The following is a 16877-nucleotide window of genomic DNA, read 5'->3' on the forward strand; positions in this document are numbered from 1 at the left end:
CCCCCTCAGCCCTTCACGCCGGTGGTCGCGATGCCGCGCACGAAGTAGCGCTGCCCGAGCAGGAACACGGCGAGGACCGGCACCACGGAGAGCACCGAGCCCGTCATGATCATCGCCGACTCCGCGTCGTACTGGCCGATGAAGGCGCGCAGCCCCAACTGCACCGTCCACAGGCGGTTGTCCGTGAGGTAGATGAACGGGCCCATGTAGTCGTTCCAGGTGTTCACGAACGTCAGGAGCGCGAGGCTCGCGAGGGCCGGCTTGGACAGCGGGAGCACGATCCGCGCCCAGATGCCGTACTCCGTGAGACCGTCGAGGCGGGCGGCCTCGCTGATCTCGTCCGGGATCGTCAGGTAGAACTGCCGCATCAGGAAGACGCCGAACGCGCCGAAGGCCTGCAGCAGGATCAGTGACGTGTAGGAGTTGACCAGGCCCAGCTTCTGCATGATCACGTACTGCGGCACCATGTACGCCTGCCACGGCACCGCGATCGTCGCGATGTAGCCGGTGAACAGCAGGTCCCGGCCGGGGAAGCGCATCTTCGCGAAGCCGTACGCCGCGAAGCTGCCCGTGAGGACCTGGAGGAACGTGATGACGACGCTCAGGAAGAACGAGTTGCCGAGGTAGGCGCCGAACGGGACCCGCGTCCAGATGGTGCTGAAGTTGCTCCACTTGAACTCTTCGGGGATCCACTGGATCGGCACCGTGAACACGTCGCGGTCGTCCTTGACCGACGAGATCAGCATCCAGATGAACGGCAGCAGGACCCCGAGCGCGACCACGGTGAGCAGCACGTACAGGGCGATCCGCCCGGCCACCGCCGCCGCGCCGGTGCCGGGGCGGTGGCGGCTCGGGTCCTGAGCGTCGGCGGGCGCCGGGGCCGTGGGCGCGTCGGCGTCCTTGCGCAGCACGGTGGTGTTCATCGCTCGCTCCTTCGCTGCATCTGGAACTGGATCACGGTGATCACGAGGCAGATCAGGAACAGCGCGAGGGACACCGCCGAGGCGTAGCCGAAGCGGCCCTGCGTGATGCCCTCGCGGAAGATCAGCTGGGACAGGACGAGGGTGGACCGGCCAGGGCCGCCCTCGGTCATGACCTGTACGAGGTCGAAGACCTTGAAGCTGGAGACCGTGATCATGACGGTGACGAAGAAGGTCGTGGGCCGCAGGCCCGGCAGCGTGACGTGCCAGAACCGCTGCCAGGGACCCGCGCCGTCCATGCGCGCCGCTTCGTACAGCTCGGCCGGGACCGTCTGCAGTCCGGCGAGGAACAGGACCATGTAGTAGCCCATGTCCCGCCACACGCTCGCGATGATCAGCGCGGGCATGGCCCAGTCCTGGTCGCTGGTCCAGCCCGGCGGGTTGTCGATGCCGATGAAGGTCAGGAACTGGTTGACCGGCCCGGACTCGGGGCTCAGCAGCATGTTCCAGACCACCGCGACGGCGACGAGCGAGGTGATGTACGGGAAGAAGAACGCGGTGCGCAGGACGCGCACGCCGCGCAGCTTCTGGTTGAGCAGCACGGCGAGGCCCAGCGAGACCGCGAGGGTGAGCGGGATGTGCCCGGCCGCGTAGTAGAAGGTGTTCTGCAGCGCGGCCCAGAAGTTCGAGTCGTTCCACAGCCGCTCGAAGTTGTCCAGGCCGATCCACTTCGGGGTGGAGTACGAGTCCCACTGGGTGAAGGACATCGCGAGCGCGCCGATCACCGGGACGAGGGTGAGGGCGGCGAACCCCAGGAAGTTGGGGAGGATGAACGACCAGCCGAGGAGGGTGGTGCGGCGCCGCCGGCGCTTCGCGGCGGCCTGGTGGGCCGCGGAAGCGCCGGAGGGCACGTGCTTCGGGGTGGGCGGGGCGGCGACGCTCACTGGACTTCGTCCTTCACGCGGCTGTCCATCTCCTTGATGCCCGCGTCGACCGACTTCTCCCCGCTCATGATCATCTCGTGCTCCTCCTTGAGGATCTGGTCGACGTCGGAGGACTTGTCGCTGACCGGCATCTCCAGCTGCACCGTGGACGGCTGCATCGCCGTGCGGGACAGGGCGTCGCTCGGCATGCCGTCGACGGAGAAGAAGGTGTCGAGGATCTTGTCGCTGGTGTAGGCCGGCGTGACGCCGATCTTCGCGACGGCGGCGGCGCCCTCGGGGCCCGAGGCCCAGGTGACGAACTTCTTGGCGGCGTCGGCGTTCTTGGCCTTCTTGTTGACGGCGAACGCGGTCGGCGAGCCGAAGGTGACCGTCTTGCCGTCGTTCTTGACCTGCGGCATCGGGGCCATGCCCCACTTGACGTCGTTCTTGCCCTGCTTCGCCTCGGCGAGCAGCGCCGCCGCCCACCAGGAACCCATCGGGACCATCGCGGCCTTGCCGGTGGTCAGCTGGGAGTCGTACGTGATCTGGTTGCTGGAGGCGGTGGCGAACGGCAGCGTCGCCTTCGCCTTCTGCAGGCCGAGCGCCATCTCGTACTGGTCCTTGAAGAAGGCGTAGTCGCCGCCGAGCTGGTCGCCGCCGGTCTGCGCGGAGGAGATCGCCTGGACGACGGAGCGCCAGGTGTGCAGGTAGGTGCCGTAGACCTTGTCGGAGCCGGAGCCCTTGGTGAACCGCTTGGCCAGCTTCGCGTAGTCGTCCCAGGTCAGCTTGGACATGTCCGTCTTGCCGACCATGTCCTTGTTGTAGAAGAGGACCCAGAAGTCGGAGCGGTAGGGCAGCGCGTAGTACTTGCCCTGGAGGTCGTAGTCGCTGAGACCGGAGTAGGCGGCCTTGTCCAGCTCGGACGCCACGTCGGTCAGCGGCAGGAGCTGGCCGCGGGTCGCGTAGCGGGAGTAGTCGGTGACGTTCTTCATCGTCAGGACGTCGGTGGTGTCACCGCCCGCCAGCATCGTGGTGATCTTGTCCGGGTAGTTGTCGGCGAGGATGTCGACCGGCTGGACGTCGATCGACGGGTTCTCCGCCTCGAAGCCGTCGATGAGGGCCTTGAACTCGGGCGTGGTCTTGTAGTTCCACAGCGCGATCTTGACGACGGTCTTGCCGTCGGACGACGAGGTGCTGTCCGTGCCACTGGCGTCGCAGGCGGTGGCGGTCAGGGTCGCGGCGACGACCAGCGGCGCGACGCGGGCGAGGTTCTTCTTCAACTTCATCTCGGCGGCTCTCCTTTGAGTCACGGGTGGAGCGGTCGGGGACGGTGCGGATCTACGGTTCGGAACGTGTACGGGTACGGGTGGCGTCAGGCGCTCAGGCCCAGCGCCCAGCTCTCCGCGGTGATCTCGGCCTGCAACGGACGGCGGTCGACCCAGCGCGCGAGTTCGTCGAGGACGTGGTCGGTGAGCCGGCCGATCTCGGAGCCCAGGGACCCGGCGATGTGCGGCGTGATCATCACGCGGGCGAGGCTGCGCAGCGGTGAGTCGGCGGGCAGCGGCTCGGGGTCGGTGACGTCGAGGATCGCGAAGAGGCGGCGGTCGGCGCACTCGGCGGCCAGGGCCTCGGCGTCGACGAGGGAGCCGCGCGCGGTGTTGATGACGGTCGCGAAGTCCGGGAGCCTGCGCAGCTGGGCGGCGCCGATGAGGTGGTGCGTCTCGGGCGTCTCGGGGGCGTGCACCGACAGCACGTGCACCCGCGGCAGCATCTCCTCGAGCGGTACGAGGGTGGCGCCGGCCCGGGCCACCTCGTCCGGGTCCGCGTACGGGTCGGCGACCAGGACGGTGGTGCCGCGCAGCACCTTGAGCAGCTCGACGACCTGCCGCCCGATCCGGGAGAAGCCGACGACGCCCACGGTCCGGCGGAAGTTGGACAGGTCGCCGTAGCCGTGCACCGAGCCCCAGCCGCCGTACGCCCGCTGCTCGTCGGCGGCGAGGAACGGGGCCTTCTTCCCCGCGAAGATGATCGCGGCGAGGGTGTACTCGGCGACGGGCACGGCGTTGGCGTCGGCGGCGCTGGTGACGCGGATCCCGCGCCGCCACACCTCCTGGCCGACGAGGTCGCGGACGCTGCCGGCGCCGTGCAGCACGGCCCGCAGGCGGGGTGCCGCGGCGAGCCGCTGCGGGGTGAGGGCGGGGGCGCCCCACGACGTGAGGAGAACCTCTGCGCGAGCGAGGCGTTCGCGTGCCGTCGGGCTGTCCAGGTCGTCGGTCCAGCACGGCTCGTCCAGGGTCACGAGGTCGGCGAGGCGCCGCAGCCGGTCCTGGTCGAAGTGGGCTTCGAAGCTGGACCTGCTCATCACGACCAGAGCGCGGGCCTTGGTCTGCATGTGGTGCGGGCTCCTCTGCCTCCGGGCTCCCGCTCGAACAGCAGGTGCCATTGATGTTTCCGGCGAGTTCCAGCCAGAAGACGCTGAGTCAGAGATAGTGGTCGTCCGCACAGAGTCACCAGAGCTCGACCAGGTACGAAGCAACCTGAACAGATTCGAACATCGCGCCGGGCTCAGCACCGGACGGGAGGGACACGCCATGACGGGAACCGGAGGAGCCGACCAGCTGTTCGCGCTGCAACGCCGCGAACGCCTCATGGACCAGCTGCGCCTGCACGGGGCCGTTCGCGTCCGCGATCTCGCCGTCGAACTGTCGGTGAGCGAGCTGACGATCCGCCGCGACATCGCGGCCCTCGCCGATCGCGGCCTGCTCACCCGAGTCCACGGTGGTGCGACGCTGCCGTCGCCGCTGGAGCACGAGCCGGTGCGCAGACGACGGCTCGCGACGCCCGCGTTCACGATCGGGATGGTGGTGCCTTCGCTGGACTTCTACTGGCCGCACATCGTCAGTGGCGTCCGCAACGCCGCGGCGGCGCACGGTGTCAACGTCCAGCTGCGGGGTTCCAGCTACGACCAGGCCGAGGACCGCAGGCAGATCGTCCGGCTGACCGAATCGGGCCAGGTGCAGGGGCTGCTCCTCGCACCCAATCTGGAGGGCCCCGGCATGCACGAGATGCTCGACTGGATCGGCAAGCTGCCGGTCCCCGTCGTCTTCGTGGAACGACAGACGCCCGACTGGACCCCGACCCCGCACCAGCTGGAGTGGGTCCGCAGCGACCACGCGACCGGCCTGGAGATGGCGGTCCGGCATCTGCACACGCTCGGCCACCGCAACATCGGCCTGGTGCTGTCCAAGGGCAGCCCCACCTCGGCGCACCTCGCCGTCGGCTGGCACCGCGCGTGTGCCGCGCTCGGTCTGTCCGACGCCTTCCTGATACGCGAGAGCGTCGCCCTCGACGTCCCGGGGCACCGCCGGATCATCGGCGACATCCTCGACGGCTGCCACCGCTCCGGCATCACCGCGCTCATCGTGCACAGCGACCCGGACGCCCTGTCGATCGTCCAGTACCTCACCGAACAGGGCATCCGGGTCCCCGACGACATGGCGCTCGTCAGTTACGACGACGAGGTCGCGCACCTCGCCGATCCCGCCATCACGGCCGTGCGGCCGCCCAAGGCGCTGGTCGGCCGCACGGCTGTGGAGATGATGCTCGCGCGGCTCCTCGAAGGCAGCCGCAGGCCCGCCCAACGGGCCCTGATCCTCCCGGAGTTGGTGATCCGTTCGTCGTCGCTCCGGGCCGCGCCGCAGACACCGCCCGCACCGTCCGTGCCGGCGGCCCGGCGCCGCGAATCGGCCTGAGCGTCCTACTGGTCCGCGGGCTCCAATTGGCCGTAGGCCGCCCGCAGCCGGTCCGCGAGCTGCTCGGCGCCGACGGTGTCCAGCCCCTTGCGCCCGCTCACCGCAGCCTTCGCGGCCTGGAGGTTGTCCGCGAACACGGCCCACGAGGCGCCGGTGTAATCCCCGCGCTCGGGCGCACCGACGTCCGCGAGCGCACTGCGAATCGCCGAGGAGTCCACGGCTCCCCGCACCGCACCGGACGCCGTCTGCAGGGCGTCGACGACGAGCTTCCCGGACTTCAGCACGAACCGTGCCTCGTGCTTGCCGTCCGGCAGGCCGCGCAGCGCGTACGTCGCAAGGCGCTTGTCGGTGGCGGCGGTCTTGGCGTCCCGCGCGACGAGCCGGCCGTCGACGTACACGTCGACCACGGCGCTGCCGTCGTTCCCGCCGATGACGTCGACGCCCGTGCCGCGGAACGGGACGGTGAAGGACGCGCCTGCCGCGGTGCTCGTCGAGGTGGACCGGTACCAGTCCATGGCGTCGCCCAGGGACGCCTTGCGGCTCCAACTGCCCTCGTACGACACTGATTTGTCCATGTTGTCGAGCTGCTCGGTGCCGTACGGCGCGTACCCGTCGACCGTCTCGACCTTCAGGTCGTCGAAGCCGGTCCTGTGGAAGTCGCTGCCGAGCTTGACGCGGCCCTGGCGCTCCGGGGTCGGGTCGTCGTAGGTGGAGACGGCCTTGCCGTCGACGAACGCCGTGATGCGCGCCCCCTTCGCCTCGACGGCGAGCCGGTAGCGGTCGGCCGCGGCGACCTTGCCCTGGCCGACGGCCGTGCCGTACTCGTAGAACGTCCAGGCGCCGTCGGCCCCGATCCGCAGGTTGTAGGCGGCGTCGCTGATCGCCATGCCCTTCTGCTGCCGCACGCCCAGCGCCGCCAGCCCCCCGTCGGCGTCCGGGAACGAGACGTCGACGGACGCCTTGTAGTTCTCCCAACGGAAGTCGCCCACCGTGGTGTTGGGAGTGTTCTTGTTCCAGGCGGCGGTGTCCTTCATGGACTGGTCCATGTACTGGTACAGCGTCCCGTTGTCGCCCACTTCCCAGGCGCCGGTCTGGTCGACCATGTAGCGGGGCTGCTGGCCGCGCGAGGCGAGGTACGGCTGGTAGATCTTCCCGACCCGGACCTTGCCCTCCTCGCCGTACGCGAAGTCGTCCGCGTACAGATAACGGTCGCCGGTGTCACTGCGCCCGCCGCTCTTGTCGGTGTCCAGGACGGAGCGCGTCCCGGACGAGGGCAGTCGCCGGGCCGCCGCGTCGTCGGCGCTCGCGTCGAGCGTCGTGAGGGTGGTGATGGAGCGCGGCTTGACGGTGTACGCGTAGTACCCGTCGCCGTCGGGGCGGATCTCGTCGACGAGGTGCTTGAAGTTGGCGTCGTAGCGCTGCCCGGGGTCGGCCGCGCGCGTCTCCCAGACCTCCATGGTCGGATCGCTGCCGAGCCGCAGGTTCTCGGCCTTGATCCGATAGGTCTTCGCCTGGTCGCTGTCGTTGACGACGACGGTCGAGAAGTCCTTCTTGGCCGGGTCCGCGAGCGTCATGTAACTCGGGGCGCCGTTCGACCCGTCCAGGTTCTCGGTACCGCTGACCCCGCTGTAACTGGCCTCGGGCACGGTCCGCCAGATCCCCGCGGTGTTCGTGTCATTCTCCCAGCCGGTCTTCGCGAACTGGGTGAACTGCTGCATCACATAGATCGCCGCGTCGTAGTGCAGGTATCCCGACCAGGGATCGCGCGCGCTCACCAGCTCCTTGTGGCTGTACTGAGCGCCTTCGTAGAACGACCCGATGGCCGGCTGGAAGACGTAGTGCGTCCGCTTCGAGTTCGCGTACCCCTTCACCAGGCGGTTCGCGACGTCGAGGGCACTCTGCACGCCGCCGATCCCGGTACTGGCCCCGCCCGGCCCCTCGTTGTTGTTCACCCGGTAGTCGGTGAACCCGAAGGACCCGGTCCCCTCGCTGTACCAGACCTCCTTGTCCTGCCCGTACGCGTTGTCGCCGGTCGCCAGCTTCGTGTACGGGAGGTTGGTGGCGCTGTCGGCTGCGCCGTCGTGCCGGTCCTCCGTCGTGTAGTGGTACCCGGTCGCGTCGACGATCCCGAAGAGATCGGCGTCGCTGAGCATCGCGGGACCCATGTTGAGGGTGTTGTTCTCGTCCGAGGCGACGATCTTGATCCGGTGGTAGGCCGCGGCGACCTTCGCCCGGTCCTTCGCCGCGATCCCGTACCGCGCGTCAGCGAAGTCCGTGTCGCTCACGACGGCGTTCTTGTACCACTTGATGAACGAGATGTCGGGCGACCGGGTCTCGTTCTTGTCCGGGTTCACGTAGTCGACCATGTACCCGTACTTCTCGTACACGTCGAGAACGGTCTCCTTGTACCACCGGTACATCTCGTCCGTCCCGGTCCCCTTGTTCCACTCCTGCTGGACCCACTGGGGCATCTCCCAGCGCAGGATCGAGACCTTGAGCCCCGGATTGACCGTCTTGGCGTCGGCGGCCAGCTGGAACCCGGGGGAACGCGCGGCGTCGGCCAGCTCGTCCGCCGTGCGCATGGTCGCCGGATCGGCGCCGGTCGAGGTGTTGGTGTCCGACCCCATCTCGACCTTGACGTGATTGATCAGGGGATGCGTGCCACCGAACATCGTCCGGATGAACTGCCAGTAGCGTTCCGGGTGTTCGGCCTTGTAGTCCATCAGCAGATTGCTCGTGCTGTTGCAGCTGAGCACGCCGAGACCCTTGTACGTCAGCCCGTTGACGTTGTCGGCCCGCACGTCGTTCCCGTCGACCACCACCTCGACGGGCCCGTCCTCGGCGTGACCGGGAGGCGCGGCGAGCAGCCCCGCCCCCAGCGTCACCGCGGCGGCAGCGGCGAGTGCGGCCCATCGCGGTCTTCCCTGAGCACACGTCTTCTTCGGCGCGTGCGTGTTCGTCTCTGAATGCATGGGACATGACACAACGTGGCCGTTCAGAGCCTCTACGGATCGCCCTGACCCGAACGGACTCGCTCCGACTCGAACACCGGGCCTGCTCAAGCTCCGCCGTTGATGGTGTCGCGGGCGGCCCTGCGGAAGTCCTGGACCGTTTGGTAGAGGAGGTGTTCGCGCTGCGCCGCCACAGCGAGATCCTCGGCCCTGCGAGCCCTCTCACCGGCGTGGGCGTCGTCGACCATCCGTCGCATGACCACCGCCAGCTCGTGGGAAGCCCTGGTCACGCGATCGGCAACGGCAGCGAGCCCAGCCGGACCCTCAAGGACGACCACCTCCAAGGACCGGTGCACTTCACGGGCGAGGTCGACGAAGCGGCGTACCCCGTCGTCGACGTCCGAGAGTGCCGGCTCATCGGCACGCAGCGCGGCGAGGATGTAGTCCATGGCGATGTCGCGGTCGTGGAGGGCGCTGAGGTAGCCGGCGCACGCGTCGCGGCGCTGCTGGCGACGCCACTGCCTGTGCTGTGCCTGCGCCTGCGAGCGGCCGCTGATGAACGCGGCGCCCAACGTCGCGAGAGAACCGACGCCAGCGCCCAGTACAGCTGCGAGACCTGCATCCATCCCGTCAGTCTGCCGTGGCTGGAACTTGTACGGGAGCTCAGGGCACTGCAATGATCGGCGATCATGCGACGGGAAGAACTGGGGCCGATCGAGAGCCAGTTGTGGCGCGCCTGTGCTCAGGGGCAACCCGTCGACCTCCGTCCCGAGTCACCGCAGGCCGCCCGGCCCGCCGTACGAGCCGAGTTCCTGATGGGTCTGCTTCTCGGCGCCGGGCCCGAACCCGGGCCGGGAGAACGCCCCGCGTTGCGCCTGAGCGGCGCCTCCATCACCGGCACGCTGGACCTGCGGTTCGCCGACGTCACCGTACCCGTCGTCCTCGCGGACTGTCACTTCGCCGAAGCCCCCCTCATGCAGGGGGCAGAGTTCCGTGAACTCAGCTTCAGCGACTGCGTGTTGCCGGGACTGCACGCCGGCGCCGTCCGGGTTCACGGTCGGCTCGTCCTCTCCCGCTGCCGACTGTCCGGCCCTCTCGTCCTCACTCGGGCCGAGATCCACAGCGACCTGGACCTGACGCATACGGAGATCAACGCTCCGGACGGCGAGGCCATCTCCGCCGTACGCCTGACCACGGGCGGGGATCTGCTGGGCACCCACCTGACCGTGCACGGTGGCGTGCGGGTGACCGGCGCCTCCATATCCGGCGAGTTCGAGCTGCAAGGCGCACGGCTGAGCAATCCCGGCCGGGTCGCCCTCGACGCCTACCACGCCCAGATCACCGAGGACTTCACCTTCCACCCCGGCTTCAGCGCGGAGGGGCGCATCATCATCTCGGGCGCGACCGTGGCCGCGGCCATCGGATTCTGCGGAGCCCGTCTGGACAACCCCGGCGACATCGCCCTCGAAGCCGTCGACGTCACCGTCAGCCGCAACTTCGACCTCGGCGTGGGCCTCAAGGTGAACGGCGGCATCAAGCTCGACGGCAGCCGCATTGGCACCCGCCTCAGTTTCCACAACGCCGACGTGACCCTCCCCACCGGCACCGCACTGTCATTGCGCCTGCTCCAGGCGCGGGAGACGGATCTGCGCACCCACCAGCAGATCGCCGGTACGGTCGATGCCAGCAACGCCCAACTCGGCGTCCTCTACGACTCGCCCGCCACCTGGCCGGCCCGACTGCGGCTCACGGACACGGCCTACGAGTCCCTCGCCACTCCCCTCCCCGCGACCGAACGCCTCGCCTGGATCCAGCGCGGCGCAGGGGGCTACCTCCCGCAGCCCTACGAGCAGCTCGCTGCCGCCTACCGGCGTCTGGGACACGAGGACGAAGCCCGTACGGTGCTGCTCGCCAAGCAACGCCACCGCCGCTCCACGCTCCCCTGGCACGCACGCGTGTGGGGATACCTCCAGGACGCCACCGTCGGCTACGGCTACCGGTCCGCGCGCGCCGCCCTGTGGATCATCACGCTCCTCGCGCTGGGCACGTCCTTCTTCTCGACGCATCGCCCCGCCGCCCTGGAGGCGGACAAGGCCCCGCCCTTCAGCCCCGTGTTCTACACGCTCGACCTCCTGCTCCCCATCATCGGCTTCGGCCAGAAGGCCGCCTTCGCACCGCACGGCGGCGGCCAGTGGCTCGCCTATGCGCTGACCACCGCCGGATGGATCCTGGCGACGACCGTGACCGCCGGAGTGTCCAGGGCCCTCAGCCGCCAGTGACCGGGGCGTCGGCGTACCGGCTCGGCAGCCCTGTCGTAGACACACCGAAGCGGGCCCGTCACCTGTACGAGTGACGGGGGCCAAGCCGTGTGTGGACCTCGTTGCGTTGGGGACCCGAACTCTGCCGAGGGGCCCGTCCCGAACAGGCGCCCCACGCCTGGGGCTCCCGGCCGCCGCACCCGCGGGCGAGTGCCTCCTGTCCAGTGGACGCCCGTAGGGTGTCGGCGCCCCGTCGGCGCCCATCAGATGTGCGGCCCTACGAGCCCGTCCCTATGGGTGCAAAGAGCGCTCAGAGCCCTGCGTAGAACTGTGAGGGCGTACCGCTGCGAAGGCCCTCGCGCAGACCCGCCTGCACCCGGCCCCGGCGCCATCTCCACCCCGGGTTCCACCCATGGGTCCAGGTGCCACAGGCCCTGTCGCAGCAGTCTTGAGGCATGACAACGACCGAGTGGATCACCGACATCGCCCTCCTCCTCGTCGTCTTCCGGCAGCTGCGGGAAGGACGCCTGGATCTGAAGACCTTCCTCATCCCGCTGGGGATCGTGGCCTTCGTGGCCTGGTCCTATCTGGACACCGTTCCCACCGGGGGCAACGACCTGGTGCTGATCGGCACCCTCGTGGCGGTGGGAGCCGCGCTCGGCATCGCCGGCGGCGTCTACACCAGGATCCGGACCTCGGGCGAACACCTCCTGATCAAGGCCGGCGCCGTCTCGGCCACTCTGTGGGTGCTCGGCATGGGTGCCCGGATGGCCTTCCAGCTGTGGACCCAGCACGGCGGTGGCGACACCGTGGCGCGCTTCAGCATCACCCACCACATCACCAGCGACCAGGCCTGGGTCGCGGCGTTCGTCCTGATGGCACTGACCGAGGTCGTCACCCGGCTGGCCACGATCTACCTCCGCAGCCTCCGCGTACCCACCGCGCCGGTGGCCGTGGCGACCGTGCCGGTGGCCGACCCCGCCGTGCGACCGTGAGCTATCGTCTGGCCGTGGCAGCCACCGAGACTCCTCCGCCGTCCGGGCCGGCCCCCTCCTCGGGGACCGGCCCGCGGCCGCTTCCCGGCCGGGAACCCTGGCTGCAGTGGGTGCTGAACATCGGCGTCGTCGTCGCCGGCGCCCTGACCATCCGGCCCATGGGACTCGACGGCCGGGGCCTCGCGGTCCTGGTCCTCTTCGTCATCAACAGCGTGGCGCTTCTCGCCCGCGCCCTGCCCGAGTCCAAGGTCCCGCCGCGGGTCGCGGTGCTCTGGCTGACCGGCGGCATCATCGCTGCGGCCGCCCTGATCGGCGTCAGCCGCAGCGGTTCGAGCTACATGTTCGCGTTCTTCATCGCCGGACACATCGGCTACCGGCTGCCCACGAGGACGGCCCTCACCCTGGCGGGGCTGTGCAGCCTGCTGTGCGGCGCCGTCCTGTACTTCCGTCTGGGCCCCGGCCACGACGCGCTGCCGTGGGCGCTCGGTCTGGCCACGGGCGTCCCGGTTCTCGTCGGGATCATCAACCGCAGCAGTCAGCGCGCCGTCCAGGCGGTGATCGCGGCCGCCGAGTCCGCCGAGCGGGCGGCCCGTGCCGAGGCCCAGGCCGCCGTGCTCACCGAGCGCAGCCGGATCGCCCGCGACGTGCACGACGTCCTCGCCCACTCCCTGGCCGGGATCAACATGCAGCTGGAGCTGGCCGACGCGCTGCTCGACACCGGCGACCTGGACAAGGTCCGGGAGGCCAACAACAAGGCGCACAGCATGGTCAAGGAGAGCCTCAAGCAGGCCCAGTGGACCGTGCACGCCCTGCGCGAGGACGCTCTGCCGCTGGTGGAGAGCCTGGCCGCGATGACCGAGTCGTCCGGTCACCGCGACGCGCTCACCGTCACCGGGACCGTCCGCCAGGTGTCGGCCCGGGCGACCCAGAACCTGCTGCGGATCGCGCAGGAATCCCTGACGAACGCGGGCCGGCACGCGCCCGGCGCGACGGTGGCGGTGGAACTGGCGTTCGCCCCCGCGTCGACCACGCTGCGGATCCGCAACGGCCCGGCCACCCGTGCCGTGACCGCGGGTGTCGGCAGCGGCATGGGGCTGATCGGAATGCGCGAGCGCGCGGCCCTCCTGGGTGGCACGATCACCGCGGGCCCGGTCACCGAAGGACCGGAGCAGGGCGGCTGGCAGGTGGAGGCAGTGATCCCCGATGAGTGAACAGGGCGAGAAGGTGCAGCAGTTGAGGGTGGTCGTCGCCGACGACCAGGCCGCGGTCAGGGAGCCGCTCGCCGCAGTGCTCGGCCTGACCGAGGACATCGAGGTCGTCGCTGCGGCCGCGGACGGCACCGAGGTGCTGACCGCCGTCTCCGGTGCCGCGGTGGACGTGGTCCTGATGGACCTGCGCATGCCGGTCATGGACGGGATCGAGGCGACGCGCCGGCTCAGTGAGGAGCACCCCGAGGTGGCCGTGGTGGTGCTGACCACGTTCGCCGACGACGAGTCGATCCTGGCCGCGCTCGGCGCCGGGGCCCGCGGCTATCTGACCAAGAACGCCGGCCGCCAGGACATCGTGCGCGCCCTGCGCGCGGCGGCCGCGGGCCAGTCGGTGCTCGACCGCGAGGTCCAGGACCGGCTGCTGGCCACCGTTCGCACCAAGCCGCAGGCGTCGGGGACGTCGCTGCCCCAGGACATCACGCCGCGCGAGCGCGAGGTACTCGGTCTGATCGGTCAGGGCCTGCCGAACCGGGCCATCGCCGAGCAGCTGTTCATCAGCGAGGCCACGGTCAAGACGCACATCAACAACCTGTTCGCCAAGGCGGGCATCCGCGACCGGGCCGACGCCGTGCGCAGGGCGATCGCGGCGGGCCTCGCCTGACCTTGCCTGACCTCGCCTGACCTCGGCGGGCCTCTGAACGCGACCTGTACCAATTCCGCGTACGGCTCACGTAGAAGCGAGCCCCGTCCCGCTCGCCGGCTCAGTCCCCGGCGACGCGGATGATCGTCTTGCCGGGTGTCCGCTTGGCCGGGGTGAAGGCGGCGATCGCCTCGGTGAGCGGTCGCACGTCGCCGACGACCGGCTTGAGGCGGCCGTCCCGTACCCGTCGGGCGAGGTCGCTCAGGCGGGCGCGGTCGGGTTCGACGACGAAGAAGACAGCGCGTCCGTCACGGGGACGGACGGTAACGGGTTCGGCGATGGTGACCAGGGTGCCGCCGGGGCGGACCAGGGCCGTGGAGCGTTCGAGGATCTCGCCGCCGATCACGTCGAACACCACGTCGACGTCGCCGACGTCCTCCAGCTTCTCGCCCTGGAGGTCGACGAAGGCGTGGGCGCCGAGGGCGAGTGCCCTGTCGCGGTCGTCGGCGCGTCCGGTGCCGATCACGTGCGCGCCGGCCGTCCGGGCCAGCTGCACGGCGATCGAGCCGACGCCGCCCGCCGCGCCGTGGATGAGGACGCTCTGCCCGGTCCGGAGGTCGGCGTGGTCGAACAGGGCCTGCCAGGCGGTGAGTCCGGAGATCGGCAGTGCGGCGGCCGTGACGTGGTCGACGTCGGCGGGGAGCGGCGCGAGGTTGCGGGCCTCGACCGCGGTGTACTGGGCGAGGGTGCCGTTGCGGGCCCAGTCGGTCAGGCCGTAGACGCGCTGCCCGATGGTGAGGCCGGTGGTGCCGTAGCCGAGTTCGACGACGACGCCGGACAGTTCGTGACCGGGCACGCTCGGAGTGCGGTCGCGTCCGGCCCGGTCGGTCCAGGTGCCGGGCCAGTCCAGTTCACCCGGTGTGAATCCGGCGGCGTGGACCTTCACGATGACGTCGTTCTCAGCGGCGTGCGGATGGGGCAGCTCGGCGAGGGTGAGGCCGCCTGCGCCGGCCGCGCGGTCCTGGACGGTGATGGCTTGCATGAGGGGTGCCTCCGAGGTGCGAGAGGTGAGCGCCGGCGTGCGGCGCCACCAGGGTCACTTCGACTCTAGGATCCAGGCGTCCCAATGATGTGGGCCATGCTTGCCCGCTTCGAGTGGGCCATTCGCTCCGACTGTCCGCACCTCGTCATCTCGCTCTTGCGATAGGCAGGTAAATACCTGCATAATGATGAGCGTGAGCCTAGAAGCAACAGCGATCGACTCGGTGTTCAAGGCGCTGGCCGACCCCACGCGGCGGCTCCTGCTCGATCGACTGCGCGAGCACAACGGGCAGACGCTGCGCGAACTGTGCGAGCGCCTCGACATGGCCCGCCAGTCGGCGACCCAGCACCTGGACGTCCTCGTGCGGGCCAATCTCGTCACCGTCGTACGGCGCGGCCGGGAGCGCCTGCACTACCTCAACCCGGCCCCGATCCACGAGATCGAGGAGCGCTGGATCTCCGGGTTCGACAGGCCCCGCCTGCAAGTGATCAGTGCCATCAGGCACCAGGCAGAGGAGTACGCCATGACCGACGCACCCACTTCAGTACCGAACTACGTCTACGTCACCTACATCCGCGCCAGTGCGGAGCAGGTGTGGCAGGCCCTGACCGACGCCGACCTCACGGCGCGCTACTGGGGACACGCCAACGTCTCCGACTGGCAGGCGGGCTCGGCCTGGGAGCACCGGCGGGTCGACGGGTCGGACAAGGTCGACGTGTTCGGCAAGGTCCTGGAGACCGAGCCCCCGACCCGGCTGGTCATCACGTTCGACGACGCACCCGACGCCGAGTCGCCGCGGGAGCCCTCGGTCGTCACGTTCCTCGTCGAACCGCATCAGGACATCGTCCGCCTCACCGTGACCCACGAGAACCTCCCCAACAAGGAGATGCTGGCCGGGATCTCGTCGGGCTGGCCGGCCGTGCTGGCGAACCTCAAGTCGATGCTGGAGACCGGCGAGGTCCTGCCGCAGGCGCCCTGGGACATGTCCCCCGCCCACTCCTGAGCCGCGCTACGCCCCTCAGCACTTCCGCACTCGTCTGCCCGTCCGCCCGCCCGTCCGTCCGTCCGTCCGCACAGGGAGTGCCCGACATGCTGGACACCGCGCCGCTCCAGAACTCCTACCGGGCGCTGCTCGACGCCGCCGCCACCGTGGCCGAGGCGGCGGACCCCGGCGTCGCCCCGCCGGACGGCGGGTGGAACGCCGACCAGATCCTCGCGCACGTCTCGCTCGTCAGCGCCGCCACGATCGCAGCCGTCGCCGGTGTCGCGGCCGGGGCGCACACGACGTACGACAACCGGATCGCCCTCGACGCCTGGACCATCGAGCGGGCCGTCGCGCACGCCGGCGGCAACCCCGGGCTGCGCAACCGCATCAGCGCCCAGGCGGCCGCCCTGTGCGCACTCGCCGGAGCTGCGGTGCTCAGCGACGCAGAGCTCGCCACCCCGGTGCCCACCCGGCTCCTGTCCAACGACACCCTGCTGGTCGATCAGCCCGTGCCGCTGGGCGACATCATCAACGGCCTGGCGGAGACAGAACTGCCCGGCCACACGAAGCAGCTCCTCGCCCTCCTTCCCGAGCGGACTCCGGCCGCGCGGTGACCTCCCCGCCCGGCCGCGTCACATGGCCGCGTCACATGGCTTCGGCTCCCGCCCTGATCGCCTCACGGATACGGAAGTACGTGCCGCAGCGGCACACGTTCCGTATGCCGTCGAGGTCCGCGTCGGTGATCTCGCGGCCTTCTTCCTTCGCCCTGCGGACCACGGCCACCGCGGCCATGATCTGGCCGGGCTGGCAGTAGCCGCATTGCGCCACGTCCTGGTCGAGCCAGGCCTGCTGCATCGGGTGCAGGTCCGCGTCGACGGTGTCCGCGAGGCCCTCGATGGTGGTCACCTCGTCGTCGGGCCTGAGCGCCTTGACCGGGATCGCGCACGGGTTGACGGCCTTGCCGTTGAGGTGGCTGGTGCAGGCCTTGCAGACGTTGATGCCGCAGCCGTACTTGGGGCCGGTGACCCCCAGGACGTCGCGCAGCACCCACAGCAGGCGCACGTCGTCGGCCACGTCGACGGTGACCGTCTCGCCGTTCACGCGGAAGGTGTGCTCGGGCACGGGTGCTCCCAGGTGTGAAGTTCGGAGGGGTGGGGTTCAGGGATACGGGGCTCAGGGGGTGGGGGGGTGCAGATGTGTGGG

The 16877-nt window shown here is 69.9% G+C and carries 15 protein-coding genes; 7 read left to right on the plus strand and 8 right to left on the minus strand.

Annotated features, from left to right (window positions below; all coding sequences use genetic code 11):
• Positions 1 to 5: 5 nt before the first annotated feature.
• The 4 genes from RBJ77_RS50860 to RBJ77_RS50875 form a co-directional block, all read right to left on the minus strand.
• A complete protein-coding gene (locus RBJ77_RS50860) occupies positions 6 to 923 on the minus strand; it encodes a carbohydrate ABC transporter permease (RefSeq protein WP_372351161.1) in 918 nt (305 codons plus the stop codon).
• The gene (locus RBJ77_RS50865) at positions 920 to 1864 is read right to left on the minus strand and encodes a carbohydrate ABC transporter permease (RefSeq protein ID WP_372351162.1); all 945 of its coding nucleotides are present in this window, start codon (positions 1862 to 1864) and stop codon (positions 920 to 922) included. Before RBJ77_RS50865 ends, RBJ77_RS50860 begins: the two co-directional genes overlap by 4 nt.
• Entirely contained in the window at positions 1861 to 3129 is a 1269-nt protein-coding gene (locus RBJ77_RS50870; protein WP_372351163.1) for an extracellular solute-binding protein, read from the minus strand. The genes RBJ77_RS50865 and RBJ77_RS50870 overlap by 4 nt, the downstream gene beginning before the upstream one ends.
• Before the next feature lie 86 nt (positions 3130 to 3215).
• The gene (locus RBJ77_RS50875; protein WP_372351164.1) at positions 3216 to 4235 is read right to left on the minus strand and encodes a hydroxyacid dehydrogenase; all 1020 of its coding nucleotides are present in this window, start codon (positions 4233 to 4235) and stop codon (positions 3216 to 3218) included.
• Between the two features lie 199 nt (positions 4236 to 4434).
• On the opposite strand from RBJ77_RS50875, the gene RBJ77_RS50880 reads away from it, so the two are divergent.
• On the plus strand, positions 4435 to 5595 hold the full coding sequence (locus tag RBJ77_RS50880; RefSeq protein ID WP_372351165.1) for a substrate-binding domain-containing protein: 1161 nt from the start codon (positions 4435 to 4437) through the stop codon (positions 5593 to 5595).
• Between the two features lie 5 nt (positions 5596 to 5600).
• Here RBJ77_RS50880 and RBJ77_RS50885 read toward each other — a convergent pair whose 3' ends face one another.
• Together RBJ77_RS50885 and RBJ77_RS50890 are read right to left on the minus strand one after the other, a co-directional pair.
• On the minus strand, positions 5601 to 8567 hold the full coding sequence (locus RBJ77_RS50885; protein ID WP_372351166.1) for a GH59 galactosidase: 2967 nt from the start codon (positions 8565 to 8567) through the stop codon (positions 5601 to 5603).
• A gap of 86 nt (positions 8568 to 8653) precedes the next feature.
• Positions 8654 to 9172 (minus strand): proline dehydrogenase, encoded by a 519-nt coding sequence (locus tag RBJ77_RS50890; RefSeq protein WP_372351167.1) that lies wholly within the window; start codon positions 9170 to 9172, stop codon positions 8654 to 8656.
• Between the two features lie 63 nt (positions 9173 to 9235).
• Here RBJ77_RS50890 and RBJ77_RS50895 point away from each other — a divergent pair, with 63 nt between their 5' ends.
• The 4 genes from RBJ77_RS50895 to RBJ77_RS50910 all read left to right on the plus strand — a co-directional run bounded on the left by RBJ77_RS50895 (position 9236) and on the right by RBJ77_RS50910 (position 13668).
• The gene (locus RBJ77_RS50895) at positions 9236 to 10825 is read left to right on the plus strand and encodes an oxidoreductase (protein ID WP_372351168.1); all 1590 of its coding nucleotides are present in this window, start codon (positions 9236 to 9238) and stop codon (positions 10823 to 10825) included.
• Positions 10826 to 11259: 434 nt separating this feature from the next.
• Complete coding sequence (locus RBJ77_RS50900; protein ID WP_372351169.1) at positions 11260 to 11799, plus strand: hypothetical protein; 540 nt, start codon at positions 11260 to 11262, stop codon at positions 11797 to 11799.
• Positions 11796 to 13010 carry a sensor histidine kinase gene (locus RBJ77_RS50905; protein WP_372351170.1) on the plus strand — a complete coding sequence of 405 codons (1215 nt, stop codon included), beginning with the start codon at positions 11796 to 11798 and terminating at the stop codon, positions 13008 to 13010. The genes RBJ77_RS50900 and RBJ77_RS50905 overlap by 4 nt, the downstream gene beginning before the upstream one ends.
• A complete protein-coding gene (locus RBJ77_RS50910; protein ID WP_372351171.1) occupies positions 13003 to 13668 on the plus strand; it encodes a response regulator in 666 nt (221 codons plus the stop codon). The genes RBJ77_RS50905 and RBJ77_RS50910 overlap by 8 nt, the downstream gene beginning before the upstream one ends.
• 100 nt (positions 13669 to 13768) lie before the next feature.
• Here the strand turns inward: RBJ77_RS50910 and RBJ77_RS50915 are convergent, their stop codons facing one another.
• Complete coding sequence (locus RBJ77_RS50915) at positions 13769 to 14689, minus strand: NADP-dependent oxidoreductase (protein WP_372351172.1); 921 nt, start codon at positions 14687 to 14689, stop codon at positions 13769 to 13771.
• A 214-nt stretch (positions 14690 to 14903) separates the two neighbouring features.
• Between RBJ77_RS50915 and RBJ77_RS50920 the strand changes: the two genes are divergently transcribed.
• Both RBJ77_RS50920 and RBJ77_RS50925 read left to right on the plus strand, forming a co-directional pair.
• Complete coding sequence (locus tag RBJ77_RS50920) at positions 14904 to 15692, plus strand: ArsR/SmtB family transcription factor (protein WP_372351559.1); 789 nt, start codon at positions 14904 to 14906, stop codon at positions 15690 to 15692.
• A gap of 86 nt (positions 15693 to 15778) precedes the next feature.
• Positions 15779 to 16288, plus strand: a complete 510-nt coding sequence (locus RBJ77_RS50925) for a hypothetical protein (RefSeq protein ID WP_372351173.1) — start codon at positions 15779 to 15781, stop codon at positions 16286 to 16288.
• Between the two features lie 31 nt (positions 16289 to 16319).
• On the opposite strand, the gene RBJ77_RS50930 is transcribed toward RBJ77_RS50925, so the two are convergent.
• The gene (locus RBJ77_RS50930; protein WP_372351174.1) at positions 16320 to 16796 is read right to left on the minus strand and encodes a (2Fe-2S)-binding protein; all 477 of its coding nucleotides are present in this window, start codon (positions 16794 to 16796) and stop codon (positions 16320 to 16322) included.
• Positions 16797 to 16877 lie beyond the last annotated feature (81 nt).

The sequence above is a fragment of the Streptomyces sp. KL116D genome, from assembly GCF_030766975.1.
Classification (GTDB): domain Bacteria; phylum Actinomycetota; class Actinomycetes; order Streptomycetales; family Streptomycetaceae; genus Streptomyces; species Streptomyces longispororuber_A.

Coding starts and splice junctions, on each gene's coding strand:
- RBJ77_RS50860 (WP_372351161.1), bottom strand. CDS start 923: ATGAACACCACCGTGCTGCGCAAGGACGCCGACGCGCCCACGGCCCCG.
- RBJ77_RS50870 (WP_372351163.1), bottom strand. CDS start 3,129: ATGAAGTTGAAGAAGAACCTCGCCCGCGTCGCGCCGCTGGTCGTCGCC.
- RBJ77_RS50875 (WP_372351164.1), bottom strand. CDS start 4,235: ATGCAGACCAAGGCCCGCGCTCTGGTCGTGATGAGCAGGTCCAGCTTC.
- RBJ77_RS50880 (WP_372351165.1), top strand. CDS start 4,435: ATGACGGGAACCGGAGGAGCCGACCAGCTGTTCGCGCTGCAACGCCGC.
- RBJ77_RS50885 (WP_372351166.1), bottom strand. CDS start 8,567: ATGCATTCAGAGACGAACACGCACGCGCCGAAGAAGACGTGTGCTCAG.
- RBJ77_RS50890 (WP_372351167.1), bottom strand. CDS start 9,172: ATGGATGCAGGTCTCGCAGCTGTACTGGGCGCTGGCGTCGGTTCTCTC.
- RBJ77_RS50895 (WP_372351168.1), top strand. CDS start 9,236: ATGCGACGGGAAGAACTGGGGCCGATCGAGAGCCAGTTGTGGCGCGCC.
- RBJ77_RS50900 (WP_372351169.1), top strand. CDS start 11,260: ATGACAACGACCGAGTGGATCACCGACATCGCCCTCCTCCTCGTCGTC.
- RBJ77_RS50910 (WP_372351171.1), top strand. CDS start 13,003: ATGAGTGAACAGGGCGAGAAGGTGCAGCAGTTGAGGGTGGTCGTCGCC.
- RBJ77_RS50915 (WP_372351172.1), bottom strand. CDS start 14,689: ATGCAAGCCATCACCGTCCAGGACCGCGCGGCCGGCGCAGGCGGCCTC.
- RBJ77_RS50925 (WP_372351173.1), top strand. CDS start 15,779: ATGCTGGACACCGCGCCGCTCCAGAACTCCTACCGGGCGCTGCTCGAC.